Origin of the sequence: Helicobacter sp. MIT 03-1614 (assembly GCF_000762925.2) — a bacterium.
Lineage (GTDB): Bacteria > Campylobacterota > Campylobacteria > Campylobacterales > Helicobacteraceae > Helicobacter_C > Helicobacter_C hepaticus.
This window is the reverse complement of sequence record NZ_JRMS02000001.1, coordinates 78015-104394: the sequence shown is the minus strand read 5'-3', so window position 1 is coordinate 104394 and position 26380 is coordinate 78015. Positions and strand designations below refer to the sequence as shown.

At 36.1% G+C, this 26380-nt stretch carries 29 protein-coding genes; 21 read left to right on the top strand and 8 right to left on the bottom strand.

All coding sequences use genetic code 11. From position 1 onward, the window contains the following. Positions 1–76: 76 nt before the first annotated feature. The 10 genes from LS66_RS00560 to LS66_RS00510 all read left to right on the top strand — a co-directional run bounded on the left by LS66_RS00560 (position 77) and on the right by LS66_RS00510 (position 8676). Positions 77–1291 carry an argininosuccinate synthase gene (locus LS66_RS00560; protein ID WP_034367466.1) on the top strand — a complete coding sequence of 405 codons (1215 nt, stop codon included), beginning with the start codon at positions 77–79 and terminating at the stop codon, positions 1289–1291. A gap of 3 nt (positions 1292–1294) precedes the next feature. Then, positions 1295–2809: an SEL1-like repeat protein gene (locus LS66_RS00555; protein ID WP_138091778.1), complete on the top strand. Its 1515-nt coding sequence runs from the start codon at positions 1295–1297 to the stop codon at positions 2807–2809. A 58-nt stretch (positions 2810–2867) separates the two neighbouring features. Beyond that, positions 2868–3683, top strand: a complete 816-nt coding sequence (gene minD / locus LS66_RS00550) for a septum site-determining protein MinD (protein ID WP_034325394.1) — start codon at positions 2868–2870, stop codon at positions 3681–3683. Continuing rightward, positions 3680–3916, top strand: a complete 237-nt coding sequence (minE, locus tag LS66_RS00545) for a cell division topological specificity factor MinE (protein WP_034367469.1) — start codon at positions 3680–3682, stop codon at positions 3914–3916. The genes minD and minE overlap by 4 nt, the downstream gene beginning before the upstream one ends. Continuing rightward, complete coding sequence (locus LS66_RS00540; RefSeq protein WP_236096939.1) at positions 3917–4915, top strand: divergent polysaccharide deacetylase family protein; 999 nt, start codon at positions 3917–3919, stop codon at positions 4913–4915. A 9-nt stretch (positions 4916–4924) separates the two neighbouring features. Continuing rightward, complete coding sequence (locus LS66_RS00535) at positions 4925–5716, top strand: DNA-processing protein DprA (RefSeq protein WP_034367471.1); 792 nt, start codon at positions 4925–4927, stop codon at positions 5714–5716. A 59-nt stretch (positions 5717–5775) separates the two neighbouring features. Next, a complete protein-coding gene (locus tag LS66_RS00530) occupies positions 5776–6117 on the top strand; it encodes a hypothetical protein (RefSeq protein WP_034367473.1) in 342 nt (113 codons plus the stop codon). Next, entirely contained in the window at positions 6117–6533 is a 417-nt protein-coding gene (gene ruvX, locus LS66_RS00525) for a Holliday junction resolvase RuvX (protein ID WP_201273630.1), read from the top strand. The genes LS66_RS00530 and ruvX overlap by 1 nt, the downstream gene beginning before the upstream one ends. 283 nt (positions 6534–6816) lie before the next feature. Further along, complete coding sequence (locus LS66_RS00515) at positions 6817–6969, top strand: DUF262 domain-containing protein (protein ID WP_081947920.1); 153 nt, start codon at positions 6817–6819, stop codon at positions 6967–6969. Between the two features lie 312 nt (positions 6970–7281). Next, complete coding sequence (locus tag LS66_RS00510) at positions 7282–8676, top strand: penicillin-binding protein activator LpoB (RefSeq protein ID WP_052057275.1); 1395 nt, start codon at positions 7282–7284, stop codon at positions 8674–8676. 1 nt (position 8677) lies between these two features. Here the strand turns inward: LS66_RS00510 and ybeY are convergent, their stop codons facing one another. After that, positions 8678–9157 (bottom strand): rRNA maturation RNase YbeY, encoded by a 480-nt coding sequence (gene ybeY, locus LS66_RS00505; protein ID WP_371414310.1) that lies wholly within the window; start codon positions 9155–9157, stop codon positions 8678–8680. 103 nt (positions 9158–9260) lie between these two features. Here ybeY and speA point away from each other — a divergent pair, with 103 nt between their 5' ends. Together speA and cysE are read left to right on the top strand one after the other, a co-directional pair. Then, positions 9261–11114, top strand: a complete 1854-nt coding sequence (gene speA / locus LS66_RS00500) for an arginine decarboxylase (protein ID WP_011116073.1) — start codon at positions 9261–9263, stop codon at positions 11112–11114. After that, positions 11114–11818, top strand: coding sequence for a serine O-acetyltransferase (cysE, locus tag LS66_RS00495; protein ID WP_034365125.1), 705 nt, complete (start codon positions 11114–11116; stop codon positions 11816–11818). Before speA ends, cysE begins: the two co-directional genes overlap by 1 nt. A 9-nt stretch (positions 11819–11827) precedes the next feature. On the opposite strand, the gene LS66_RS00490 is transcribed toward cysE, so the two are convergent. The 5 genes from LS66_RS00490 to LS66_RS00470 are packed head-to-tail and all read right to left on the bottom strand — an operon-like array spanning position 11828 to position 15279. Further along, on the bottom strand, positions 11828–12853 hold the full coding sequence (locus LS66_RS00490) for a hypothetical protein (protein ID WP_034365123.1): 1026 nt from the start codon (positions 12851–12853) through the stop codon (positions 11828–11830). Then, positions 12853–13209, bottom strand: a complete 357-nt coding sequence (dksA, locus tag LS66_RS00485; protein ID WP_011116076.1) for an RNA polymerase-binding protein DksA — start codon at positions 13207–13209, stop codon at positions 12853–12855. The genes LS66_RS00490 and dksA overlap by 1 nt, the downstream gene beginning before the upstream one ends. 9 nt (positions 13210–13218) lie before the next feature. Further along, positions 13219–13680, bottom strand: a complete 462-nt coding sequence (rlmH, locus tag LS66_RS00480; RefSeq protein WP_034365120.1) for a 23S rRNA (pseudouridine(1915)-N(3))-methyltransferase RlmH — start codon at positions 13678–13680, stop codon at positions 13219–13221. Next, a complete protein-coding gene (accD, locus tag LS66_RS00475) occupies positions 13652–14530 on the bottom strand; it encodes an acetyl-CoA carboxylase, carboxyltransferase subunit beta (protein WP_011116078.1) in 879 nt (292 codons plus the stop codon). The genes rlmH and accD overlap by 29 nt, the downstream gene beginning before the upstream one ends. A gap of 2 nt (positions 14531–14532) precedes the next feature. Further along, the gene (locus LS66_RS00470) at positions 14533–15279 is read right to left on the bottom strand and encodes an inositol monophosphatase family protein (RefSeq protein WP_034365117.1); all 747 of its coding nucleotides are present in this window, start codon (positions 15277–15279) and stop codon (positions 14533–14535) included. A 68-nt stretch (positions 15280–15347) separates the two neighbouring features. Between LS66_RS00470 and recO the strand changes: the two genes are divergently transcribed. Both recO and gdhA read left to right on the top strand, forming a co-directional pair. After that, entirely contained in the window at positions 15348–15974 is a 627-nt protein-coding gene (gene recO / locus LS66_RS00465; protein ID WP_034365113.1) for a recombination protein RecO, read from the top strand. 112 nt (positions 15975–16086) lie between these two features. Further along, the gene (gdhA, locus tag LS66_RS00460) at positions 16087–17439 is read left to right on the top strand and encodes an NADP-specific glutamate dehydrogenase (protein ID WP_011116081.1); all 1353 of its coding nucleotides are present in this window, start codon (positions 16087–16089) and stop codon (positions 17437–17439) included. Positions 17440–17523: 84 nt separating this feature from the next. Here the strand turns inward: gdhA and mutY are convergent, their stop codons facing one another. Then, positions 17524–18576: an A/G-specific adenine glycosylase gene (gene mutY, locus LS66_RS00455; protein ID WP_052057271.1), complete on the bottom strand. Its 1053-nt coding sequence runs from the start codon at positions 18574–18576 to the stop codon at positions 17524–17526. A gap of 147 nt (positions 18577–18723) precedes the next feature. Between mutY and LS66_RS00450 the strand changes: the two genes are divergently transcribed. The 7 genes from LS66_RS00450 to ung all read left to right on the top strand — a co-directional run bounded on the left by LS66_RS00450 (position 18724) and on the right by ung (position 24571). Next, on the top strand, positions 18724–19929 hold the full coding sequence (locus LS66_RS00450; protein WP_011116083.1) for an NAD(P)/FAD-dependent oxidoreductase: 1206 nt from the start codon (positions 18724–18726) through the stop codon (positions 19927–19929). A 226-nt stretch (positions 19930–20155) separates the two neighbouring features. After that, complete coding sequence (locus LS66_RS00445; RefSeq protein WP_034365107.1) at positions 20156–20839, top strand: DNA methyltransferase; 684 nt, start codon at positions 20156–20158, stop codon at positions 20837–20839. Positions 20840–20909: 70 nt separating this feature from the next. Beyond that, entirely contained in the window at positions 20910–21917 is a 1008-nt protein-coding gene (purM, locus tag LS66_RS00440) for a phosphoribosylformylglycinamidine cyclo-ligase (RefSeq protein ID WP_034365103.1), read from the top strand. A gap of 15 nt (positions 21918–21932) precedes the next feature. Beyond that, the gene (locus tag LS66_RS00435) at positions 21933–22724 is read left to right on the top strand and encodes an SH3 domain-containing protein (RefSeq protein ID WP_081947917.1); all 792 of its coding nucleotides are present in this window, start codon (positions 21933–21935) and stop codon (positions 22722–22724) included. A 2-nt stretch (positions 22725–22726) separates the two neighbouring features. After that, a complete protein-coding gene (locus tag LS66_RS00430) occupies positions 22727–23533 on the top strand; it encodes a shikimate dehydrogenase (protein WP_034365097.1) in 807 nt (268 codons plus the stop codon). Between the two features lie 55 nt (positions 23534–23588). Then, on the top strand, positions 23589–23867 hold the full coding sequence (gene gatC / locus LS66_RS00425) for an Asp-tRNA(Asn)/Glu-tRNA(Gln) amidotransferase subunit GatC (RefSeq protein WP_011116088.1): 279 nt from the start codon (positions 23589–23591) through the stop codon (positions 23865–23867). Then, positions 23864–24571 carry a uracil-DNA glycosylase gene (gene ung, locus LS66_RS00420; RefSeq protein ID WP_034365093.1) on the top strand — a complete coding sequence of 236 codons (708 nt, stop codon included), beginning with the start codon at positions 23864–23866 and terminating at the stop codon, positions 24569–24571. The genes gatC and ung overlap by 4 nt, the downstream gene beginning before the upstream one ends. A gap of 6 nt (positions 24572–24577) precedes the next feature. Here ung and LS66_RS00415 read toward each other — a convergent pair whose 3' ends face one another. After that, positions 24578–26275 carry a cation:proton antiporter gene (locus tag LS66_RS00415; RefSeq protein ID WP_034365089.1) on the bottom strand — a complete coding sequence of 566 codons (1698 nt, stop codon included), beginning with the start codon at positions 26273–26275 and terminating at the stop codon, positions 24578–24580. Positions 26276–26380 lie beyond the last annotated feature (105 nt).

The following is a 26380-nucleotide window of genomic DNA, read 5'->3' as shown; positions in this document are numbered from 1 at the left end:
ATAACAAAATATTGCATATATAGTATCTTTAGTATAGAATATGCACTTTAGATTCTATAAAAATATGGAGTAGATTATGGCAGCGATTAAAAAGGTTGTTTTGGCATATAGTGGCGGACTTGATACGAGTGTGATTTTAAAATGGCTCGGAGATAATTATCATTGTGAGGTGGTAACCTTTACAGCTGATATTGGACAGGGTGAAGAGGTTGAGCCTGCACGAGAAAAGGCTTTAAAGCTTGGTATAAAAAGTGAAAATATTTTTATTGAAGATTTAAGAGAGGAGTTTATCAAAAATTTTGTCTTTCCTATGTTTCGTGCAAATACAATTTATGAGGGAGAATATTTGCTTGGCACAAGCATTGCGCGCCCTCTTATTGCAAAAAGACTTGTTGAGATTGCTAAAAGTGTTGGGGCTGATGCCATAGCACACGGAGCGACAGGAAAGGGAAATGACCAAGTGCGATTTGAGCTCGGAGCCTACGCGCTTAATCCAGATATTAAAGTCATTGCTCCTTGGCGTGAATGGGATTTGAATAGTCGTGAAAAACTCTTAGCCTATGCAGAATCTGCAGGCATTGCCATTGAAAAAAAGCAAAATAAATCGCCTTATTCAATGGACGCAAACTTATTGCATATTAGCTATGAGGGACAGATTCTAGAAGACCCAAATGTAGAACCAGAAGAGGATATGTGGCGATGGAGTGTTTCGCCACTTAATGCGCCAGATAAGCCAGAATCTATTAGCATTGAGTTTCAAAATGGCGATGGCGTGGCGATAAATGGAGAAAAGCTAAGTCCTGCGAATTTTTGGGCAAAGCTCAATGAGCTAGGCGGAAAGCACGGCATTGGGCGGCTTGATTTGGTAGAAAATCGCTATGTGGGTATGAAATCTCGTGGGTGTTATGAAACACCCGGAGGCACAATATATTTAAAAGCTCATCGTGCGATAGAATCTTTGTGTCTTGATAGGGAAGAGGCACATTTAAAAGATTCTATAATGCCAAAGTATGCAGAGCTCATTTATAATGGCTATTGGTTTAGCCCAGAGCGTGAGGCATTACAAGCACTTATTGATAAGACACAGCAAAAAGTAAGCGGAGTAGTGCGCCTTAAACTCTATAAAGGGAATGTCATTGTTATAGGGCGAGAATCTAAAAATTCTTTATTTAATGCAGCATATAGCACTTTTGAGGAAGATTCTGTATATAATCAAAAAGATGCCGCAGGGTTTATTAAACTTAATGCTTTACGCTTTATCATCGCAGGAAAGGCAAATAGGGACAAATAAGTGATGATGGGGTTAAGATTTTGTATCTTAGTATCTTTATTTTGCACATATATTTATGCCGAGCCTAATAAAAATAGTCCATTTGTGCTCAACTTTGATGATATTTCTCAAATCACCTCTCTAGCAGGAGCGGATTTATTAGAATCTTCATTTATAAAAGATTCTAAAAACAAAAAAGTTCTAATGATTTCAGATTTTAATAATTTGAGTGATTTTGATATTGACATTGGGCTTTTGGCGCGGAAGATTATCACGGACACGGTAAGCTCACAAAAAATCACACTTACTGCAGCGATTGCTGGAAATGCTTTTAATGCTGACCCGAGCCTTGATAAGATTCGTGCAATGCGTAACAATGAGGAGTTTGCCGACATTATCCCTAAAGGCACATTGATTGCTCCTAAATATTCCTTAAGTGCGCGGATTACAAATGATACAACAAAGCAGGGCAGTTTGCATATTGTGTCTTATCATTTTATTTTTAGCATTGTGAATCTAGAGAGCGGTTTGGTGGAGTGGGACTATATTGAGCATATTAAAAAGGCAAGTAAAGAGCCGCTTCCTCTTGAACGAGAATCTCTTTATGGCAAAAAATGTCTTGCCGCTTCTTTACCTTTAAAAGAGCAAAAAGCAGCGTGTGAAGTCGCAATAAGTGAGATTTGGCTCGGTATTTTTGAGAGCATTCCGCAAAACAAAAAGCCACTCTTGCATTCTTACGCACTTAAGGCGTGTGAGCTAGATTCTCCTTTTGGCTGTCGGGCGTTAGGTGCGAGTTATAAATTTGAAAAAAAAGATTTGAGTAATGCAAAAAAATATTATCAAAAAGCCTGTGATAATAAAGATGGTGGAGGTTGCTATAATCTTTCCATTATATATGAACACGCGCAGGGTGTGGCACAAAATATCCCCCTTGCTAAAAAATACGCCACTTTGTCGTGTGATTATGGATTTAAGGCAGGTTGTGAGAATCTAAAGGCTTTAGAGCAATATAGTGAAAATGAGAATCTTGATAGGTATGGCTTAATGTATAAGAATGATTGTGAAGATGGTTTAGGCACTGCTTGTGAGAGGCTTTCATCTTACTATTATCACGGCTTTGGTGGAGCAAATAAGAATCACACACAAGCGAGAATCCTTTTAGAAAAAGGCTGTGAGCTAAAAGATGCAAATAGTTGTTATCAATTAGGATTATGGGAAATGCAGGGCTTAGGTGGAACAACTAAAGATGCAAACAAAGCCTTAGAGCATACATTATTTGCTTGTGAAAGTGATGTGAAAAGAAATTGCAAAGCCGTGAGTGCTTTGAGCGAAGAAAAGGCAAATATTTACAGATGTGAGGAGCATACAAAAATCATTATTAATGTGGCTTGTTCAGGTGCTGCTAGCATATATGAGCACGGCTTTGGAAGTGTGAGTAGTAATAATGAATTAGCATTGAAATATTATCAAAAAGCTTGTAAGGGTGGATTAGATAATGCTTGTTCAATGTTTAATAGCTTGCAACAAAAGCTCAAATAAGCGCATACTAAACTTTAGCATTATATAATGATATTTTAATTGATAAATGGGAGCAGATATGGCACAAGTTATTACGATTACTTCAGGTAAAGGCGGTGTGGGCAAATCTACCGCAACAGCAAATCTCGCTGTGGGTTTAGCTATGGAGCTAGAATCTAGTGGGAAGAAAGTTGTAGCGATAGATTTTGATATTGGTTTGCGTAACCTTGATATGCTCCTTGGGCTAGAAAATCGCATTGTATATGATGTCATTGATGTAATGGAAGGTAAATGCAATCTCTCACAAGCCCTCATCAATCATAAAAAAACAAAAAATCTTTACTTTCTTCCTGCTTCACAGACAAAGGATAAAACAATCCTTGATAAGGATAAAGTGGGTAAACTCATTGCATCTTTGCGAGAAAATTTTGACTATATTCTTATAGATTCTCCAGCGGGGATTGAGAGTGGGTTTGAACACGCAATATTATGGGCAGATAGAGCACTTATTGTTGTTACGCCAGAAGTGAGTTCGGTGCGAGATAGCGATAGGGTGATTGGTATTATTGATGCAAAGAGCCACAAAGCACAACAAAATGAAGAAGTCCAAAAACATATCATCATCAATCGTATTAAGCCAGAACTTGTAAAAAAGGGCGAAATGCTTTCAACCGATGATGTGCTAGGCATACTTGCTTTGCCTCTTATTGGGCTTATCCCAGAGGATAGTAAAATTGTGAGTGCAACAAATTCGGGCGAACCTGTGATTTACACTCAAGCACCAAGTGCAAAAGCTTATGTGCGGATTGCTAAGAGAATCTTAGGACAAGAAGTGCCTTTTGTTTCTTTGGAAAGTGAGGGTGTTATGGGCACGCTTAAAAGGATTTTTAAATGAGTCTTCTTGATATGTTTGGACATAGCTCACAAAAAAGTGCTAATTTAGCAAGAGAGCGTCTTAAGTTGGTTTTATCGCACGAGAGGACAGCGAATATACCCTATCTTGAAGATATGCAAAAGGAGATTCTCCAAGTTGTGCAAAAATATACGCGTTCAAGCAAGATTGAATTTAGCACTAATAGTAATCAAAATATTAACACCCTTGAGGTAGAAATCACATTAGGAAACTAAGTGATAACACGTATTTTGATTTTTTGTGGTTTTATATGTATATACCATATAAATGTGTGGGCAGATTCTATTATCACTTCGCTACAAGATAAATCAGCATCTACACAAAGCACGCAGCAGCATGTCTCAATGCAACACCCTATTATACAGGGCTTTAATAAAGCATTTTCGCAACTTCATTCAGATAATTTTATCAATCTTGATTCTAAAGCGCATTCTTTAGATGTCCCATCTCTAAAACAACAAGATTCTCAATTTTTAAATACACCCTCTATGCCTCAAAGTGCTGCGAAGCCAAAAGTGCTTCTTATTATGGATGACCTTTCTACGCTTGCACAAATTAAACATTTAGAGTATCTCAAGCTTAATATAACACCCTCTATTTTTCCAAAGACAAAACATAATCCCTCTACGCCACATCTTGCGGAACTCGTGCTTAAAAATGGTAAAAGTTTTATGATTCATCTTCCCCTTGAAGCACAGCATTTTATACAAAAAGAGCTAGAGCCTATAAAAGTGGGTGCAAGTAGAGAATCTATCAAGCAAGATATTTTGGCGATTAAAAATGATTTTCCCCAGCTTGTATATCTCAATAACCATACAGGGAGTAAATTCACCCAAAGCAAAGCTGATATGATTAATCTTCTAAGTGTGTTTGATGAGCTGGGATTGAAGTTTATTGATAGCGTTACGACTTCATACCCTGCAAGCGAAAGTATCGCTAGAGAACAAAAGCGGCTTATTATGGCGCGTGATATTTTTTTAGATAATCAAAGTGATGTCGCCTATACTAAAGCTCAACTTAAATCTTTGATTAAAAAGGCACAAAAAAAGGGCTATGCAATTGCTATTTGCCACCCTCACTCTACTACTTTTAGAGCATTAGCCCAAATGAGAGATGAGATTAATTCTACCTTAGAGCTTATTTCACCCCAAGAGCTAGAATCTTATCTTTCCGCGCATACCAATCAGTATGTTCGCTCGCCATTTACGCCATAAAGTTACACAATGATTGCTGATATTTTACCCCTTAGAAGTTTGCCAAAAGCCTTTGAAATACTGCCAAATCCACCAAAAAAGCTTTTTTATTGTGGAAAAAATGAGGTAATCTCCACTTTGCTTGATTGTGAGCATAAAATTGCTATTGTTGGCACACGTAAACCTAATCCTTATACAAAATCCTTTGTCGCTACACTTGCGAGTAAAATCGCACAAAATAATGGTGTAGTCATAAGCGGTGGCGCTTTGGGAGTAGATATTATCGCTCATACACACGCCTATCCACGCACGATTATGTTTTCTCCCGCGAGTTTAGAGATACTTTACCCTAAGAGCAATGCAGAGATGATTCAAAAAATGATGAAAGAATGCCTTGTTTTAAGCGAGTATGAAAAGGAATATATGCCTCATAAGTATAGTTTTTTGGAGCGAAATCGTCTTGTAATTGCCTTAAGTGATAAGGTAATTATCCCTCAAGCTGACAAACAAAGTGGTTCAATGCAAAGTGCACGTATTGCTTTAGAGCTGGGTAAGCCTATTTTTGTTTTGCCTCATCGTATAGGTGAGAGTGAGGGCACAAATGCTTTACTTTCTACAGGAGAGGCACAGGCTATTTATGATGTGAATGCCTTTATAGAATCTACTTTTGGCACAAAGATTCGCGAAGATGATGAGGTTTTGCTTTTTTGTGCAAATAATCCAAGTTTTGAGGAGGCTTATGAGCGTTTTGGTGCGAAGATATATGAATATGAATTTGAGGGAAAAATTATAAGAGAATCTAGCTTCGTCCGCGTGCTATAAATGAATATTTACTAAAGAATGCCACAATCACAACTTTAATTTTATTTCAAAGGAAACTTATGACTGATTTAGATTTACAAAAACAATTTGAACAAAATGCTAAAAAACTTGATGTTGCATTTGAACAAAATGCGTCTTTAATTGCTTATATTTTTGCATTTTTTGCTACTTTTATACCTTTGCTTGGCACATACATTGTGCGTAAAGACTTTGCAAAACAAAATATCAATAAGGCTTGTGGCATTGCACTATTCCAAGCTTTGCTTTTACTTATTTGTGCATTTATTCCATTTTTAGGTTGGTTTGTGCTTATACCTATCATTGAGGTTGTCTTTGCAGTGCTTAATATCCTCGCTGTTATTAAAGCATACAAAGCTGATACTTCTAAAAAAAGCGAATAATGAATCATTGTATTCTTGCGTGTGATGTGGGACTTAAACGTATCGGCTTAGCCACACTCAAGCAAGAAATTATCCTCCCTCTCCCTCCTATTATCCGTATTAATCGTAATCAAGCTGCAAAAGAGCTTGATAATGTTCTCAAAGAGCGCGACATACACATACTTGTCGTGGGAATGCCAAGCGGCGGGGAAGCAGAGCATAGCGATACGCAAAAGCGCATTACTCATTTTATCTCCCTTCTTAGTTTTGAGGGTGAGATTTGCTTTGTCAATGAGGACTATACAAGCTCTAATGCTTTGCAATCTCTCTCTTATATGAAAAGGCAAAATCGTGCCAAAGCCCAAAAAGATGGGCGCATAGATTCTCTAAGTGCGTGTGAAATCTTGCAACGATATATACAATCGCAAAAATCCTAAGCAAAATCCTTATAAATACAAACATCTGTGAAGACAATGGACAACTTCATTTAGAACAGGCACAAATAAAGGAAAGCAATGGTGAAAAAAACTTTTAAAATTATTTTTTGATTTTATACAAAGCTCTTTGGTTTTTCTTTACCCTCCCTGAAATAGTAGAAAAAGCAAAAGAAGAAGCAGAATTTGAAAGAAAATGGCAAAAAAAAGAGCGAGAGAAAATGGAAAGAAAAAAAGGGTATAAAATGAATGAAAATAGCACTTTTGAGGATATTATCAAGAAAAATTGTGTTATACGATTCCAACTTATCAAAGAGATTATGCGTGGAAAGCAGAAAATTTTAATGAATTATGGGAGGATTTGAAAGAAAGTATAGAATCTTTAAAGGCAAAAATAGCCCAAAATGGCATTACAAATATTTATTTAGATTGGAATTAGTCTATTCACATTACCATAGCGACAATGGCACAAACTCATTTTTCATTAAGCAAATTTTTAAAAAAAAGGTGGGTATAATGCTACTATCAAAGGCAAAAAAACACATTTTGGAGAGGGATTATACAGCACAATAGAGACAAAGTATTATATCAATAAACAAGAGTCGTTTTTCGTGTTGTAATCTTTTGAAGTTGTTGGCATAGAGTTTAATCTCGCCAATTAATGAAGTATTTTGGACAATGAAGCGCAAAAATGGGCAAAACGCCCTCAATAGAATGCTTGAGTTGTCTTAATTTCATAAAGGAGAACTTTTTGCGTATCCTTACATTTTGCACGATTATTTCAATATGTATGTATCTTAGTGCTTGTAGTGATAAGGCTGCAAGATATGTGAATGATTCTAGTGATTATACATCTTTTGGTATAGACTTGCACGATATTGATAGTGTAATAGCAAATAATACAAAATCCCTACTGCAATCAAGCTATGTAAAGGAAATGAAGTCTAAAAAACTCCTTGCTATTTCAAATATCATCAATCAAACACATGAGGATATAGATATGGAGTTTGTCAGTCGTAAGTTTGTGCGCTCTATTCGTCAAAGTAATAAATTTACCCTTACAAATGCTATTGCAGGAAGTGGCGCAACCACAGAGCAGATGATAGCCACAAGCAGAGATTTAATCAATAATCCAATGTATAATCAACACACCACGCAAGAAAATGACACATTAGAAGCACCAGAACTTGCACTAAGTGGGAGAATTATCGAGCGCAAAAAAACAATCGACAAGATTCAACGCGTGGATTATATGTTTTTATTTGTATTGACAGACTTAAAAAGCGGTAAGGTGCTATGGGATAATGAGGAGATTATCTCTAAGGTAACATCAAATACAAGTGTGCAAAATGAAAATAAATCAATAACTTGTCAAAATGCCAAAGATTGTCTTAAAAAAGACGAGTATAAGGGAGATTTGCGCACAGAGGAAAAGCACAATACAAGCAAACCTCTTGAATCTCGTATAAACATACCTCCAAATTTGCGGACAGAGGAAAAGCACAATACAAGCAAACTTCCCAAAAAACAAACAAAAAATATGATTTTAATAGGCTTTAATGTCGGCTTCGGATCTCTTCAAGGGCAAATGAATGAAGTGATTCCAACCTCATTATCTGGGTATAGTGATATTATAGGTGTTAAAGACGATGGAACATCATCAACAATTAATATACCTATAAATATTCGTGTGGGGTATTTAAGAAAAATTGCCAATTCTTATGTGGGAGCAAATATCTCATACACAAAACACTTTTCTGAGCGACTGAGCACCTCTGCTTCCTTAAATCCTTACGATTATACAGATGATATAGGGGTAAAGAGTGAGAGACTTGGCATTGAATTTATGGGTGTTTTGGGACAACTCTCCCACCCAGAAACAGGACTCTTCATTGGTGTGGGATTAAGCAAAGACATTAATTCAAGCCTTACATTTCCTATGATTCCTATGGGAAGTGGAGGAGATATAGTGAAAGATATAAACGGACTTTATATGCCTATAAGGGGTGGATATCTTGGTAGCTTTAAAAAAACAGGGCTTATGTATAGTATAGAAATGACTACGAACATTCCTCTCTTTAGCGATAGCGATTACATAAAAAGCACTTCTTTAAATGTGGGTATTTACTATCCAATCTTGTGGTAGTTTATGTATTTCTTACAATTAAGCTCTCCTTTAATCCTAAAGATTCTATAATCTTTTGCTCTAACGCTCTTTGCTCTCCATTATCTACTTCGTGGTCATAGCCTAAAATATGTAAAAATCCGTGTATAAAAAGCAGGCTTATCTCATCTTGTGTGCTATGCCCTTGCTTTTTGGCGACTTGCTCGGCAAGTTCATAGTTTATCACTACGCTTCCTAAGCATATTTTCATTTGCTTTGCTAATATGTGAGAATCTACGCCTTCACTTACATCTAAAGGGAAACTTAACACATCAGTCGTGCTATTTTTTGCTCTATGGGCGAAGTTTATCTCTCTCATATTTTGAGAATCTACTGCTAAAACTTCAAGCATATAGCACGATAAATCACGTTCAAATAAACCCAAATGTCCTATTTTATCAAGTAAATTGTAAAGATAGCCTACTTGTGTGAATGTATCCTCGTCCATATCAAGTGTAGGCATTATGCTCATTTTTGCTCCATTGAGTATAAAAATATAGTGAAGTATATCCACAAAATGATATAATTCAAACTCATTTTGTAATTTATACTCATAAGGAAATATTATGGTTGATTATGGGATTAATTTTTGGGCGAATAATGATTTTATCATTAAAGATGGCAAGGTCAAAGTCAATTTTAAACACAAACCAGCACTTATTGATATTGTCCAAGATGCAAGAGAAAAAGGATACAAAGGACCGCTATTATTGAGATTTCCACATTTAATTAAAAATCAAGTTGATAAAGTATTCAAAGCCTTTGAAAGTGCAATTAAAGAGTATTCTTATAAGGGAAAGTTTAAAGCAGTTTTTCCTCTAAAAGTAAATCAAATGCCAAATTTTGTGCTTCCTCTAGTGGAACAAAGCCAAGATAAATGCTATGGATTAGAAGCAGGGAGTAAATCAGAGCTTATTTTAGCTATGGCTTATGTTAATAAAAACGCGCCCATAACCGTCAATGGATTCAAAGATAAAGAGATGATTTCACTTGGCTTTAGCGCTGCTAATATGGGACACGATATTACGCTTACAATTGAGGGTTTAAATGAGCTAGAAACAATTATTGAAGTAGCAAAAGAATTGGGCGAACCTTACCCTAATATCGGACTTAGAATCCGCCTCCATAGTATAGGCGTAGGCATTTGGGCAAAAAGTGGGGGCATAAATTCGAAATTTGGACTTACAAGTACGGAGCTTTTAGAGGCGATTAATATGCTTGAAAAAGAGCAGCTATTACATAAATTTACAATGATTCATTTTCATATTGGCAGTCAAATGAGCGATATTTCACCTCTTAAAAAGGCTATTAGAGAAGCGGGAAATATATATGCAGAATTGCGTAAAAAAGGTGCGAAGAATCTTCAATGCGTCAATATCGGCGGTGGTTTGGCAGTAGAATACACGCAGCACGAGGGCAAAAATAGTTGCAATTATACATTGAGCGAGTTTAGCGGCGATGTGGTGTTTTCATTGCGAGAAATTGCTAAAAACAAAAAAGAACCCGAACCTGATATTCTTATAGAATCCGGACGTTTTATTGCTGCAAATCACGCTGTGCTAATCGCACCCGTGCTAGAGCTTTTTTCTCAAGAGTATGATGAAAAAGCTCTTAAACTTAAAAAACATAATCCGCCGCTTATTGAAGAGCTCTTTGACCTTTATAATAGTGTGGTGGAGAAAAACGCTATTGAATATTTGCACGATAGTCTTGATCATATGGAATCTTTGCTTACACTTTTTGATTTAGGCTATATTGACTTGCAAGATCGCTCTAATACTGAAGTGCTCGTGCATTTGATTATTAAAAAGGTCATTAAGCTTTTAAAGCATAAAAGTCATAATGAGATTCTCCAAATACAAGAGCAAGTGCAAGAGCGGTATTTGCTTAATTGTAGTTTTTTTCAGAGCCTGCCTGATTATTGGGGATTGGGGCAAAACTTTCCGGTAATGCCTCTTGATAGGCTTAATCGCCGCCCGAATAGAAGTGCGAGTTTGTGGGATATTACTTGTGATTCTGATGGGGAAATTGCTTTTAATCCTATGCAACCGCTTTTTTTGCACGATGTTGATGTAACCAAAGAAGAATACTTTTTAGGGTTTTTTCTTGTAGGAGCATATCAGGAAGTGCTAAGTATGCGACATAATCTTTTTACTCACCCTACTGAATTTAGTATTGAATTTGATGATGATCTTAATAAGGGCTACGAAATTACGCGTTTGATTGAAGCTCAAACGAGTTTAGATGTGCTTGATGATTTAGATTATGATACCAAAGAGATTGAGCGCCGCTTAAAACAGCATATTGAAGAAAATCAGAATCTTGATGAAGAAGGCAAAAAAGAAATGCTTGGACAACTTTATGTAATGCTAAGTGAAAATAGTTATCTACGCACTATTGCTACCAAAGGGAGAGAATAATGACTTTGTGGGGCATTATCAAAGAGGATTTTAGTATTATTAAACAAAAAGATCCAGCACTTAATAGCAGCGTGGAGTTATTTTTTAATTATCCGGGTTTAATTGCATTGGTGCATTATCGTATAGCTCATCGCTTTCATAAGGCTGGATTTAAAATATTAGCGCGTATTTTGATGGGACTTACAGGTTTTATAACAAATGTTGATATTCACCCTGCAGCTATAATAGGTAGGCGCGTATTTATTGACCACGCTACGGGTGTAGTCATTGGCGAGACTGCGGAAGTGGGTAATGATGTGATGATATACCAAGGTGTTACACTCGGAGGCACGAGCCTTGATAAAGTCAAGCGTCACCCTACGATAGAAGATGGCGTAGTCATAGGGGCAGGTGCAAAGATTTTAGGAAATATTAGAATTGGTGCAAATGCGAAAATCGGTGCAAATTCTGTTGTGATTAAAGATGTGCCACAAGATTGCACTGCAGTTGGAATCCCAGCAAGAGTTATTGTCAAAGGACGAGCACAAGGTATAAATGCGATTAATAAGTTACCTGATATTGATAGGGCATTGTTTGAATATCTCTTTAAACGCATACAAATTCTAGAATCCACTCAAGATGAGCAAAACTGCACTAAGCTCAAAGCAGAGCTTCAAAGCCTTGATGAAATCTATGCACATTTCTTGCAAAGCTTAAAAGGATAATTTAGGTTTTTATGGTTGGAAAAGAAAAATATCAAATGGATAATTTTTACCACTATTTTTAAGCTCTAAATATACATCAATAAGTTTATATTCACCTTTAGCGTGAGAGCGATGCCTTTCTTTTGCTTTATCAATCATTTCAAGTTCAAAAAGCACATAAAAGAATGCCATTTCTGCCTTTTCATCATTATCTGCGCATTCTTCAAAAAATTTAATCCATTCATCAGGTGTGAGCACACCTTTGCTTTCTCGTGCATATTGAATATATTCCATCTCATCGCTCCCTACATTTTTGAGGGCTTCTCTCATATTTTTAACATTAATCGTTTGAGGATATTTCAAATAGATTCTAAACATTTCTTGTGCAAGCGCTTTATCAATACTAAGATGAGGGAGTTGAGAGAGAAGTTTATCAAGCTCTTTTGGTTCAGCGTGTTTTAGAATCTCAAGCACAGCGTGTCGTTTAAGCTCATCGGGATATTCTTCGCCTAATACATTAAATCCAAATTTATAATTTGCATTGATTTTATTTTTGAGGTTTTGAATATTAAATTTATTTTCGCGGTTTAAATGGTAGCTTTTGAGCTCTACGACTTTGCCACTCATTACATCTTTGTAATTTTCAAATAATGTATCAATTTTGCGATTAAAACTTTCCATAGAATCTAATCGTGGCTTAAGATAGAATCTCTGCAATATTTTAGAGAGGTCGCCAAAGGCTTTGCGTTTATAAACACGATTTTTTATGGGCTGATTGAGAGCCTGCTCGTTAATTTGGGTAAGAAGCTTGTCATAATCATTTTTGCGGTGATAATCCTCTATCACATCTTTTGCCCACGCTGAAGCAAAAAATACTAAAGTTGCTACGAAAAATACAAATACAATGCTCATAATCCATACTGCCACGGGCAAAGTAATATTCATTGAGCTAAAGGGAAGTGTATAAGTGTAGTTTTGGGGCTGCAGACTATAAAGATAAAGTCCGCACACTAACATAAACACTATTGAAAAAATAACATAATACTTTAATTTCATTATCGCTCCTTTTTTTGAGTTTGTTCAAAAAGCTCACGGCAATTTATACAATATTTTGCGTGAGGTTTAACCTTAAGGCGTTCTACATCAATTTCATCATCACACATTTCACACACTCCAAATGTGCCATCTTTAATTTTTTGCAAAGCGTTGCGAATATCTTTTATTTCATCTTTATATAAATCAATCATACCCATTTCAAGATTGCCTTGCAAACCTGCACCTACAATATCGCCCTCGTCTTTATGATGAGCATCTTGAATATTTTTGATACGCGTATTTTTGCTATCAATATTGTCGCAAAGCTTACTTAAACGTTCATTGAGAAGTATCTCAAAAAAAGTATAATCAATCATAAATCCTCCTTATTTGTGGTATGGGTGAGAATGCAAAATACTTAATGCCCGATAGATTTGTTCACATAGCACAAGTTTAGCGATTTTGTGGCTAAAAGTCATTGCGCTTAAACTCACGCTTTTACCTAATTGCACGAATGATTCTTCAAAGCCAAAAGCTCCACCAATAAAAAATTGGACAATATGTTGAGATTCTATGAGTTTAGCAAAACTTTGAGAATCATAATTGTGTCCTGTTGGGTGTAAAATGAGATTTAACGCAGTAGGAAGTGCAATATAGGGGAGAAAAGTTTGTGTGTAAGATTGCTGCGCTTTTGCACTTGAGATTTTTTGAGCTTTAAGCACAGCTTGAGGAAGTAAATTTAAAATTTTTATTTCTACACCAAATTGCTTACATTGCATACATAGCTCCTCTAGTAATGCCTGGTATTTTGCATCTTTTTTAGCTATAGAATAGATGTTGATTTGCATAATTTGGATTAAGCATTTTGCTTATATCACTTAAAGTTTGTTTTAAATCTTTACGATGCACCACCATATCAATAAGTCCGTGTTCAAGCAAAAACTCCGCTGTTTGAAATCCCTCTGGCAAATCTGCACCAATAGTTTGTTTAATCACGCGGGGTCCTGCAAATCCGATGATTGCACCCGGCTCTGCAATAATAATATCTCCTAAGAATGCAAATGATGCGCTTACTCCACCAAATGTTGGGTCAAGTAGCACGGAAATAAAAGGTAGTTTTGCTTCAGAGAGCTTATTTAGCGCAGCAGAGGTTTTTGCCATTTGCATAAGAGAAAAAGTAGATTCTTGCATACGCGCTCCACCACTTGTAGAGAGAATCACAAGCGTTTGCTTTTTAGCAACTGCCCTATCAATGGCTCGCACAATTTTTTCACCTTCCACAGAGCCTAAAGAACCACCCATAAAGGCAAAATCAAAAAGCACAAGTTGCATTTCTATTCCTCCAACAAGTGCTTCTCCTGCAATTACCGAACTTGCCCGACCTGTCTTTTCCTCACTTTCTTGAATACGCTTTTTGTAGCTTTTTTTATCCACAAATTCAAGTGGGTCAATAGGGCGCAAATCTTTATCAATTTCAATGAAAGTATCCTTATCACAAAGCATTTCTATACGTTCTTGTGCGGAGATTCTGAAATGATAGTTGCATTTAGGACAGATATGAGATTGTGAAAATACTTCTTTATAATACATCATTGCATTACAGCTAGGACATTTTAGCCAATGATTAGGGGCATCAATTTTTGTTCCCGTCTCTTTATTTTCTTCTTTTTTTGCTTTAAATAAATCACTCAAGCCCATTTTTATCCTTTATGAGTTATTAAAAATTTGTGAATAATATCAAAAATATGTTTATCTTTACTTATAAGTGTAAAATTGTTTGTGCGTAAATGGTGTAATTTATCACACAAAAACAATCCAGCTTTACTATCGAACTTGCGAATATTGCCAAGAAAAAGCATAAAATTTGCCTCATAAGATTTTGCCATAGAAAGTGCACTTGCTCCTAAAGAGCGGAATTTTAAATGATTTTCGTAAAGCAATGTGGCAAAGCTAGGATTGCAGTAAGCTTTTTCAAAAATGCCACATTTGCCTAAAGGTGTAGAAACGAGTGGCATAAAACTAAGTTCTCCTTGGCGCATATAGGATTCTATATAGAATCTGAAGGGTTTATCTCCAAGGTGAGCAAAGCCTTCTTTGGTGCAAAAGTTAAATATCACTGCTTCTTTAACCTTGACATTTGCATCGCATAAGGCGAGAGATGAACCATAATAAGGAATATGTGAGAGGAAATTATCGCTCCCATCAAGTGGGTCAAGCACGATGCAATCATTTCCTGCACCATTAATAAAACCGCTTTCTTCAGAATCTATATTCGCTAAAGAGATGAGATGTTCTGTGTAAATCTTTTCACTGAGTAAATCGGCACCAATGCTTTTATCGCCTCCAGCACCAAAATTATGTGTAACATAGAGTGCTTGATTTTTCTCTTGTAAAGCAAGAATGATTTTATGTGTGGCTAAAATTGCCTTGTGCAAAAACTCGCTCAATACTTACCTCATCACTTATGAATTTAGGTTAGAATTATGCTCTGAATTTTCTTAAATTAAGGATAGAAGTGCAAGGCTATATTTTAGATATGCAAAAAATGCGCACAGAAGATATGATTGTGAAGATTCTCACTCCCACGCATATAAAAACGCTTTATAGATTCTATGGTGTGCGCCATAGTATTATTAATCTAGGGCGCAAAATTGATTTTGAAGAAGAAAGTCAAATAGGTTTTTTACCAAAACTTAAGCATATCCTGCATCTAGCATACAAGTGGGAGCTTGAAAATGAACGCTATTATATATGGCAACATTTCATTAAGCTTTTACATAGGCATTTATTTGATGTCTATGATATTGATGAGTTTTATTTTCAACTTCTTGAAGAAGGTGCACAAAAGATTCATTTTCAGAATCCTAAACGCGTAGTTCTTGAAATGTATGCTAAACTGCTTTATTTTGAAGGCAGGGCACATCAAGATATACAACATACGCGAGTATGCTTTGTATGTCAAGAATCGCTTACAAAAGATATTGCTTTAGGGAGAGCATTTCTTTTTGCACATCAATCTTGTATAGGTGGCAAAACATTTTGCGCAGAGCAAATTTTGTATTTTTTGCAAAAACAGAGCACAATTTTGCTTGAGAATCCAGAAATTGATGAATTATGGGAAATTTTGGGACTCGGATTGTAAGTTTTAACTTTAATTAAACTTAATTAAGAATATTCAAGTTTAATTGGCTTATAATTGCAATGCGTTTAACGCACATCTTAAAATTAAAATATCCAAAAAAGGAGGCACCATTATGTCATACGCAAGTAATGTTCTTAACAAACTTAAGGAACAATATCCTTCACAAACGCTTTTTCATCAAGCTGTGGCGGAAGTTTTTGAATCTCTAGAACCGGCTCTTCAAAAGGATAAGAAATATGAAACTTATGCGATACTTGAGCGTCTCACAATACCAGATAGAGAAATCCATTTTCGTGTAAGTTGGACTGATGATAATGGTAAAATCCAAACAAACCGAGCTTATCGTATTGAATTTAATGCTGCTATTGGACCATATAAAGGTGGTTTGCGTTTTCACCCAAGTGTAAATGAAGGTGTAATTAAATTTTTAGGATTTGAGCAGATTCTAAAAAACTCTCTTACAACTCTCGCTATGGGAGGTGGTAAGGGCGGAAGTGATTTTGACCCAAAAGGAAAGAGTGAAGGCGAGATAATGCGATTTTGTCAAGCTTTTATGAATGAGCTTTATCGTCATATCGGTGCAACCACTGATGTTCCAGCAGGAGATATTGGCGTAGGTGGTAGAGAAATAGGCTATCTTTTTGGACAATATCGTAAATTAACAAACTGCTTTGAAGGTGTCTTTACAGGTAAGGCAATTCCTTGGGGCGGAAGTCTTGTGCGCACGGAAGCAACAGGTTATGGTTGTGTATATTTTGCTCAAGAAATGCTTAAAGATAGAGGTGAAAGTTTAGAGGGCAAAGTTTGTAGCGTTTCAGGTGCGGGTAATGTTGCTATTTATACGATTGAAAAACTCCTTCAGCTTGGAGCAATTCCTGTTACTGCAAGTGATTCTCAAGGTATGATTTATGATAAAGAGGGTATTGATTTAGCATTACTCAAAGAAGTCAAAGAAATCAAACGTTTAACACTTGCAGAATATGCAAAAGCAAGACCTCAAGCGGTTTATACAAAAGTGGCTGATTATCCAAAAGATAGCAATCCTGTATGGGCTATCCCTTGTTTTGCGGCATTCCCAAGTGCAACACAAAATGAACTCAATGGGAATGATGCTAAAACACTTCTTGCGAATGGTTGCAAATGTGTCAGTGAAGGTGCAAATATGCCTTCAACCATTGAAGCTGTTCATCAATTTCTTGATGCAAAAATCTGCTATGGACCAGGTAAGGCTGCAAATGCAGGTGGTGTAGCGGTAAGTGGTTTAGAAATGGCACAAAATGCAAGTATGAATCCGTGGACTTTTGAAGTTGTGGATAAACGCTTACATACTATTATGGAAAGCATTTATGCAAATGCAAGTGAAACTGCAAAAGAATTTGGTGAGCCTACAAACTTAGTGCTTGGTGCAAATATTGCAGGATTCCGCAAGGTTGCTGGAGCAATGATAGACCAAGGTGTGATTTAATTTGGCATTGAGTTACAATCCTAATAAAGAAGTTGAGTATTCTAAAGATGCGCAACTTCTTTTCTTAATTTCTAGCGATGAATATTAATGTATTTGTGCACATACAAGTGCCTTTTTACACAATGAAGAAAGAGGCTTATTTTGTAAGTCTTGCAATGTGAAAAAGGTAATCTCTTCTTTTTTTTGATATGTGGAAATATGTATCAAATCTTCAAAAGATATATGGTAGATTGTAGCAGTGATGGCGTATTTTGTATAGTGATGTTTGTATTCACCGCATTTTGTGCCATAAGTTTTGGCTTCCTCTTCGGAGAGACAAGGAAGATTATAAAGTCCTCTATAAAGATTCTGTGTGGAACGCAATAGTCCAATTTCAGTCTTGTTGTTTATATTTTGGGAGATGCAAAGAGCAAGGTGGAGATGCAAAGGCTGGAGCTGCGATTTTTTGGGCGTAGGATAAAGTTCTGGAGTGATTTGCCCTTCACATAATTGTTGCAATGGGCAAATAAGGCAAGAGGGCGATTTGGGTGTGCAAATCATTGCGCCTATATCAAGTAGTGCTTGATTGTAATCAAAGCTATATTTTGGCTCTAAAAGTATCCAAGCAAGTTCCTCTAATGATTTTTGTGTAGGTGAGGAGAGCGCAAAAATACGACAAAATACACGCCGAATGTTCCCATCAACAAATGCTACATTTTGCCTTAACCCAAAGCATAAAATTGCTCCAGCACTATATGCGCCTATGCCTGGTAGGCTTATGAGTTCTGCATAAGTATGTGGTAGAGTATTATTGAATCTTTGACAACAAATGCGAGCACTTTTTTGCATATTTCTTACCCGTGTATAGTAACCTAATCCTTCCCAAAGTTTAAGTAGAGATTCTTCTTGTGCATTTGCAAGAGAAGTAAGCGTAGGAAATGCTGTCATAAAAGGCATATAGTAATGCTCTAATACTCTTTTGACTTGCGTTTGTTGTAGCATAATCTCACTTACATACACTCCATATGGAGCATTTTTTCCACTTAAATTTCGCCACGGAAGATATACTCTGCCGTGTTTTTTATACCAATTAAGAATATTTTCTCGCCAAGTTTGTGCTATATGAATGGCTTTATCGTGTGGTTGTAATATTTTCATAATATAAATTATAGCTTAATATTTAAAAATGAGTAAAAATATCAAAAAATAAACTAATATTTTACTTGTTTGCCTTACAAATAAGTAATTTTTATTAAGAAGTGTGATACAATTTTTACACAAAATTTTACATTTTAAGGTATGGCTATGAAACCCAAGATTCTAATTGTTGGCGGGGGGTATGGGGGCTTACGCACAGCCATTACGCTTCAAGAGCAGCTCAAAGTTGATGCAGATGTTACACTTATTAGTAAGCACGATTACCACTATCAAACGACACTTTTACACAAGGTTGCTATCGGCACACTAAGTGCGCGTAAGTCGCGAGTTTATTTTCGCAAGATTCTTGATTTGCAAAAAGTGCATTTTATCAAAGATAAGATTTTATCATTTGAACCAGAATCTAAGCGTGTTATTGGTAATGGCGGAGCGTATGAATATGATTATTTAGTCATCGCACTTGGATTTAAGCCCGATGATTTTGGAATTAAGGGTGTAGAGGAGTATGCCCACAAACTTTCCTCACTCAATGCTGCACTCAAACTTGATAAGCTTATTGAGTATAGATTCAAAGAATATTGCCATACTAAAAATGCTGATGATTTAAGTGTTATCGTATGTGGCACAGGTTTTACAGGTATTGAATTTGCGGCTGAACTTGGTTCTAGGCTTGATGACCTTTGTCTTATTGGTGGGATTCCACGCGATGTGCCTAAAGTTACTTGTATCGGCAGAAGTGATAGAATCCTACCTATGTTTAGCAAAAAAGGAAGTGCATTGGCTCAAAAGAAGCTTGAAGCTTTTGGTGTGGAAGTGATTTGTGGAGGCGATGTGCAAGAATGCCGCAGTGATGGCGTGATGATCAAGCATAATGGAGAGATAAAGCATATTAAGGGCAATACTATTTTATGGAGTGCAGGTGTTAAGGGCAATGATAGCCTAGAGCGTTCTTGTTTTGAGACTACAAAAGGGCGCATTAAAGTTGATCCTTATTTACGATGCCCACAATATGAGAATATTTATGTAGTAGGTGATTGTGCAATCTCTGCTTCACGTGATGCTATTCACGCTCCAACAGCACAGCTTGCAGCTCAAATGGGAGATTATGTAGGCAAAAGCCTTATAAAAATTCTCAATAATAAGCCCCAAAAAAAAGTATTTGCATTTAAACATCGTGGCACGGTGTGTTCTATTGGGCATACTGATGGAGTGGGCATTATTTATAAAAAGAGCATTAGTGGCGAAGTTGCTGCATTTTTGAAGAATTTTATTGAAAATAAATGGCTTTTTGGTATTGGTGGGGCAGAGCTTGTATTTAAAAAGGGGCAATTCCGCTATCGCACGAGTAATTAGATTAATGTAAAAGTCTAAAGTTTATGAGTGCAGTGCCATATTAAAGATTCTAAGATAAAATTTGTAGCTTCTAAATAGGATTAGCCAATTAATACGAGAAAAAGACGGAGCATATTTGAGATTATTTGTTTTGTATTGCTTTTAGACGATGAAAAGATTCCACAAATTTTTAATTAATACTACAATTATGTTCAGAAAAAATTAAAGCAATTCTTAAGGATAAATGATGAGTAAAGATTTGCAAGATATTATTAAAAGCAAATTTCGCAAAAAAAAGCTTTTTAATACGCGTTTAAAAATTGATGGCTTAGAGCTTTTGTCTATGATAGAATCTCAAAGTATTGACTTATGTTTTTTTGACCCGCAATATCGAGGAGTATTAGATAAAATGAAATATGGCAATGAAGGTGAGCGGCAAAGAGGTAGAGCAAATCTAATGCAAATGAGCGAGGAAAATATTATACATTTTTTACAAGAGATTGCTCGTGTGCTTAAATTAAGTAAATATTTAATGCTGTGGATTGATAAGTTTCATTTATGTGAGGGGATTCATCAATGGCTTAAAAATACAAATTTGCAAATTGTAGATTTGATTACTTGGGATAAACAAAAAATGGGTATGGGCTATCGCACTAGGCGACAAAGTGAATATTTGCTCATTTTGCAAAAAAAACCGCTCAAAGCGAAAGGCACTTGGGAGAGAAAAAATATCCGTGATATATGGAGTGAAAAAATCCCATCAGATTCTATAAAAATTCATCCTCATACAAAGCCAAAGGGTTTACAAAGTGCGCTTATAGAATCTTGCACCAAAGTAGGCGAAGTGGTGCTTGATCCAGCAAGCGGTAGTTTTAGCGTATTAGAGTGTTGCAGAGAATTAAACCGGCATTTTATAGGGAGTAATTTATAAGTCTTTTCTAAAATCATTTTTTTATGTTAGAATCCGCTATTTATGGATATGAGCTAAAAAGGGACTTTAAATGATAAGCTATAAAGATTCTGGAGTGAATATTGATGAGGGGAATGCCCTTGTAGAAGGCTTAAAGCCTCTTGTAAAATCTACATTTGATAAAAATGTAATAGGCGGAATAGGCTCCTTTGCTGGGGCATATGCGCTACCAAGTGGATATAAAAATCCCGTGATTTTAGGTGCAACTGATGGTGTAGGAACAAAATTGCGCCTTGCGATTGATGCGCAAAAGTTTGATAATATAGGTGTTGATTTGGTGGCAATGTGTGTGAATGATTTGATTTGCAACTTTGCTCTGCCTTTGTTTTTTCTTGATTATTATGCTACTGGAAAGCTTGATAAAGATATTGCCCTAAAAGTAATTAGTGGCATAGTAGAGGGCTGCAAACAAGCTCAATGTGCTCTTATTGGTGGAGAAAGTGCAGAAATGTCGAGTATGTATGCAAAAGATGATTTTGATTTGGCAGGATTTGCAGTAGGTATTGCTGAGAGAGATGAGGTAGAAATACAGCGTGTTCAAGTAGGTGATGTTCTTATTGCTTTGCCAAGCAGCGGAATTCATAGTAATGGTTACTCGCTTGTGCGCAAAGTGCTTTTTGAAAAGCTTAAAATGTCTTTTGAGCAGGATTTTGAGGGACAAATGATTATTGATACGCTTCTTACACCTACGCGAATTTATACACCGCTTTTTAGGCATATATATGCTTCTCCATTGCGCCCATATCTGCACGGATTAGCGCATATTACAGGTGGAGGTATTATAGAGAATCTACCTCGTATATTGCCCCCTCAATTAGGGGCAAAAATACGCGCAGATTCACTCCAAGTGCCACCGATTTTTACACTTATTGGACGATATGTGGAAAAAAATGAAATGTATCGCACCTTTAATATGGGAGTTGGTATGATTCTTGCTGTAGATAAGACCAAAGTAGATGAAATACTGCGCCTTAATCATACTTTTCACGGGTATATCATTGGTGAGGTATGTGGCGATGAGGGTATATATTTTAATTAAAATTACAAAGGATATATGTTGAATGCACGGACTTTTTTTAAACTTTATTCGCTTCCTTTTTTAATTATTTTATTTGGGTTGGGGGTATATGCTGGAATTGTTGTGCTTATGACCCAAAAAAACTTTATAACTATTAAAGATAATGTATCAAGCACACCAACACAAGAGACATCTTTAAATAAAGAATCTCCCCAAATAGTAGATTCAACATCAAATACTCTTAGCAATGAAGAAGGAGAAGAGCAACCTATTTTGCAAAATACAGATTCGCTCGCACAAAATATTCGCGAGCCTGAAAATCTATTAATTGATAATGAATCTCCCATAGAATCACCAACAAATAATACACAAATAGCAACTTTGGAAGATCCACAAGTATCTGCTCTTCCTCCTGAATCCAATGTGCAAACACATCGTTATGCTAAGTATCGCTCTAATATCCACAAAGCACCTTCCTTAGAATCTGCAGTTATTTCTTATGTGGATGTAGGAGAAGTATTAGACATACTTGATACACAAAATGGGTGGAGTAAAGTAAAAAATGCTCGTGGTATAGAGGGTTATATTGCATCTCGTTTGCTTGGTGAATCTTTCAAGCAGTCCAAAGGAGAAGCATATATTGTTTTGGCAGATGTGCTTAGAGTTCGTGCTGCTCCGGATTTACAAGCAACAGTTATTGGACATCTAAACTATAATAACCATACTTTTGTGCTTGAAATTCAAGAAGAATGGGCAAAGATTTTGCTTTCAAATGGGCAATATGGTTATGTTTCGTCTCATTATATTGTTAAAGAAGGTGCAAACTAGCTATGCTTGGTTTTTTTGCTGTTTATGGCAATCCTATCACGCATTCTAAATCCCCTTTTTTGCATAATTACGCCTTTACAAAACTTGGCTTAAGTGGCTATTATAGTCGTATTTTGCTTGATAAAGGTACAAACCTTCGCCAAAATTTTCTTTCAAATGGCTTAAGTGGAGCAAATATTACTTTACCCTTTAAAGAAGAAGCTTTTAATCAATGTGATGAGGTGCGCGGAGTAGCCCAAAATATTGGCGCTTGTAATACTTGGGTGCTTGAGGACAAAAATCATCTTGTTGGTTATAATACAGATGCGCAAGGATTCTATGAGTGCATTAAAGAATACAAGATTAAAAATGCCCTTATCATTGGCGCAGGTGGTTCAGCTAAGGCAGTAGCGATGATACTTCAATCTCATAATATTCCAACAACGCTTATTAATCGCTCCGTGCAAAATCTTAGCTTTTTTGTTCATAAAGGTTTTGAATGCTATGTAAACAGTGAATTTAAACCCACTTGTAGTTATGATATTCTTATTAATACTACAAGTGCAGGGCTTAATGATAATCTATTGCCTTGTGATGAATCACAACTTAAAGAACTCTGCTCTTGTGGTAAATATGCATTTGACCTTATTTATGGGAAATGCACACCTTTTCTTGCTTTAGCTCAATCATTCCATCTTAGTTGTAGTGATGGAAAAGAAATGCTTATAAATCAAGCGGCTCTTTCATTTGAGCTTTTTTGCAAACAAAAATATAACAAAGGCAATTTAGAGATACAACGTATTGCATCGTTTATGAATGAGATTTTATAGAAAGCCTACGAATTTATGTTATAATGTATATTTAAGATTTAATCAAGGAGAGAAAATGCGTATTGATGATGCGCTTTTAAGCAAGCTTGAACGACTATCTATGCTCCATATTGATGAGAATAAGCGTGATGATATGCAGACACAATTAAGCGAGATTCTTGGATTTGTAGAGAATATTGCTGCTGTTGAGGTGCCACAAGAATGCTTTGAGGATTCGCTTAAGAATCCATTAAGGGCAGATGAGCCACAAGATTCTCATATTGCACAAGATGTGCTTACTCACGCTCCAAATGCACAAGATAACTTTTTTATCGTCCCCAAAATCATTGAATGACAATTAATCTTGACAAAATAAAAATTCCAGATGATTGGAAGCAACTCCTTGCTAGCGAGTTTTTAAGCCCTTATTTTGCAGATATTAAAACGCATTATTTGAATGCACTTCAAAACAAAGAAATGATATATCCAAAACCCCATCAGATTTTTGCTGCTTTTAACCTTACACCTCTTTCTTCTCTTAAGGTTGTAATACTTGGACAAGACCCTTACCACGGCAGTGGCATTATTGAAGGCGTAGAAACTCCTCAAGCAATGGGCTTAAGTTTTAGTGTGCCTCGGGGTATGCCTACCCCACCTTCTTTGAAAAATATTTATGCAGAACTTTCTCAGAGCCTACATATCACACCACCGACACACGGAGACTTGAGTGGTTGGGCAAGGCAAGGTGTTTTATTACTCAATGCAATTTTGAGTGTTCGGGCAAATGCACCTGCTTCACATAAGCATTTTGGGTGGGAATATTTTAGCGATGGTGTGATAAGGGCATTATCGGCGCACAAAGAACATTTGGTGTTTATGCTATGGGGTAATTATGCAAAGAAAAAAGCACCACTTATTGATGCCTCTAAACATAAAATTATCACTGCACCTCACCCTAGTCCTTTAGCACGTGGCTTTGTAGGGAGCAATGTATTTCTTCAGGCTAATATTTATCTTCAAGAGCACGCTAAAGAACCCATTGCGTGGGAGAAACTTTAGTCAGACTTAATCTCGTAAGTACTCATTTGTGGCTTGCAAAGCCAAATCGCTTAAAATTTTTGCTAATTCGCGTCTTTCGTGCACTATACCATATATGCCTTGGGTTTTCATTTGAGATTCAAAAGCAGAATTTTTAGTTTTAAGGATAATCTTACACAAAGGCGCAATAGAGAGAATCTCTTGATAAACGTGTTGGACTACTTCAATAGAATCTATTGCTATAATAACAGCTGCACATTGCTCTATACCCAATTGTTCAAGTATGCGCCTACGAGTAATATTTCCATAAATCACATTATCATCATTTTTAATGCCTCTTTCTACTTTATTATAATCCTTATCTACGGCAATATAGCGCACATCACAACCTTTGAAATATTCTAGAATCTTGCGTCCAAGCTCTCCATATCCACATACAATAATATGTCCTTCAAGTCCTGCTTCCTTATGGTGTGACTCTTGTAGTGTTTCTTCTTCTTCATTATTTTTTGTTGTTTGAAATATATGTAATGGGTGCATATAACGTAAGAAAAAATCAGTTACTTTATCAAGCCTATCAAGGATAAAGGGTGTGGCAATCATAGAAAAAATTACCATTAAAGTGAGGAATTGATAAATTTCTTCAGGTGTGATATTTGCAAAAATCGCTTCGCCAAAAATGGCTTTTAAAATTCCACCATCAAGGGTGAGATTAAGGATTTTATGCTGACTTGCAAGGAGGAAAATTGCGAATGAAAATTCCCCAATTTGTGCGAGTGAGAGGGCAATGCGCATACCAATCCTTTGTCCTTTAAAAAAGAGCAGAAAAAGATACATAAGAAGTGTTTTTGCTCCCATCATTAATGCAACTAGAATCACGATAATTACAAAGTGTTCAAGTAAAAATATCACATCAACTTGCATTCCCACAGTGATAAAAAATATGCCCAAAAGTATGTCGCGAAAATGCACTAAAACTGAAGAAACTTGATATTTATAAGGTGTATTCGAGATAATCATACCTGCCAAAAACGCTCCAAGAGTAAGAGAGAAGCCAAAAGATTTGCTTATATATGCTGCACCTAATACTATAAGAAATACTGCTCCAACGAAGATCTCATCAGTTTTCATATTTGCAGAAAAACGTAGAAATACCTTTGCTACGATTCGCCCAGGCAATACAAGGACAATGAGAAGAATAATAGCAGAAAGAAATGTAGTCAGTATAAGTGCCCATAAATGAGAATCCTTATCGCTTAAGAGTTTAATCATTAGTAAAATAGGGATAACTGCAATGTCTTGAAAAATCAAGATTCCTATTGAGGCTGTGCCATAAGGTGTTTTGGTTTGATTACTTTCATTGAGAAATTTAAGCACGATTGCTGTTGAAGAGAGACTTACTGCACTTGCTATAATGATAGAAGTAGCAAAGTTAAACCCTAGAAAGTAAAAGCATACAACAAAGAAAAAAGCGATTGAAATTCCTATTTGCATTCCGCCAAATACTAGCACCTCTTGTTTCATTGCCGTGATACTTTTGAAGCTAAAATCTAACCCAATCATAAACATCAAAAATACAATACCAAGTTCGGCAATACTATTAAGACTTTCAGAATCTTCTAACGCGAATCCAAAAATATATGCACTAAGAACACCTGTGATAATGTATCCAATGATTGTTGGAATTTTAAGCCGACTAAGGATAATGCCTGAAATAACAGCCATAGCTAATACGCATAAAATAATAAAATATGGATCGATAGCACACCTCGCACATAGATTTAAAGATTGTTAGACTTAATTATATACAATGAAAGTATCAAAATGTAA

Bases quoted from the DNA above. Each gene is read 5' to 3' on its own strand.
- LS66_RS00560 (WP_034367466.1), top strand. From the start codon at position 77: ATGGCAGCGATTAAAAAGGTTGTTTTGGCATATAGTGGCGGACTTGAT.
- LS66_RS00555 (WP_138091778.1), top strand. From the start codon at position 1,295: ATGATGGGGTTAAGATTTTGTATCTTAGTATCTTTATTTTGCACATAT.
- minD (WP_034325394.1), top strand. From the start codon at position 2,868: ATGGCACAAGTTATTACGATTACTTCAGGTAAAGGCGGTGTGGGCAAA.
- minE (WP_034367469.1), top strand. From the start codon at position 3,680: ATGAGTCTTCTTGATATGTTTGGACATAGCTCACAAAAAAGTGCTAAT.
- LS66_RS00535 (WP_034367471.1), top strand. From the start codon at position 4,925: ATGATTGCTGATATTTTACCCCTTAGAAGTTTGCCAAAAGCCTTTGAA.
- LS66_RS00530 (WP_034367473.1), top strand. From the start codon at position 5,776: ATGACTGATTTAGATTTACAAAAACAATTTGAACAAAATGCTAAAAAA.
- ruvX (WP_201273630.1), top strand. From the start codon at position 6,117: ATGAATCATTGTATTCTTGCGTGTGATGTGGGACTTAAACGTATCGGC.
- ybeY (WP_371414310.1), bottom strand. From the start codon at position 9,157: ATGCCTACACTTGATATGGACGAGGATACATTCACACAAGTAGGCTAT.
- speA (WP_011116073.1), top strand. From the start codon at position 9,261: ATGGTTGATTATGGGATTAATTTTTGGGCGAATAATGATTTTATCATT.
- cysE (WP_034365125.1), top strand. From the start codon at position 11,114: ATGACTTTGTGGGGCATTATCAAAGAGGATTTTAGTATTATTAAACAA.
- LS66_RS00490 (WP_034365123.1), bottom strand. From the start codon at position 12,853: ATGAAATTAAAGTATTATGTTATTTTTTCAATAGTGTTTATGTTAGTG.
- dksA (WP_011116076.1), bottom strand. From the start codon at position 13,209: ATGATTGATTATACTTTTTTTGAGATACTTCTCAATGAACGTTTAAGT.
- rlmH (WP_034365120.1), bottom strand. From the start codon at position 13,680: ATGCAAATCAACATCTATTCTATAGCTAAAAAAGATGCAAAATACCAG.
- accD (WP_011116078.1), bottom strand. From the start codon at position 14,530: ATGGGCTTGAGTGATTTATTTAAAGCAAAAAAAGAAGAAAATAAAGAG.
- gdhA (WP_011116081.1), top strand. From the start codon at position 16,087: ATGTCATACGCAAGTAATGTTCTTAACAAACTTAAGGAACAATATCCT.
- mutY (WP_052057271.1), bottom strand. From the start codon at position 18,576: ATGAAAATATTACAACCACACGATAAAGCCATTCATATAGCACAAACT.
- LS66_RS00450 (WP_011116083.1), top strand. From the start codon at position 18,724: ATGAAACCCAAGATTCTAATTGTTGGCGGGGGGTATGGGGGCTTACGC.
- LS66_RS00445 (WP_034365107.1), top strand. From the start codon at position 20,156: ATGAGTAAAGATTTGCAAGATATTATTAAAAGCAAATTTCGCAAAAAA.
- purM (WP_034365103.1), top strand. From the start codon at position 20,910: ATGATAAGCTATAAAGATTCTGGAGTGAATATTGATGAGGGGAATGCC.
- LS66_RS00435 (WP_081947917.1), top strand. From the start codon at position 21,933: ATGTTGAATGCACGGACTTTTTTTAAACTTTATTCGCTTCCTTTTTTA.
- LS66_RS00430 (WP_034365097.1), top strand. From the start codon at position 22,727: ATGCTTGGTTTTTTTGCTGTTTATGGCAATCCTATCACGCATTCTAAA.
- gatC (WP_011116088.1), top strand. From the start codon at position 23,589: ATGCGTATTGATGATGCGCTTTTAAGCAAGCTTGAACGACTATCTATG.
- ung (WP_034365093.1), top strand. From the start codon at position 23,864: ATGACAATTAATCTTGACAAAATAAAAATTCCAGATGATTGGAAGCAA.
- LS66_RS00415 (WP_034365089.1), bottom strand. From the start codon at position 26,275: ATGGCTGTTATTTCAGGCATTATCCTTAGTCGGCTTAAAATTCCAACA.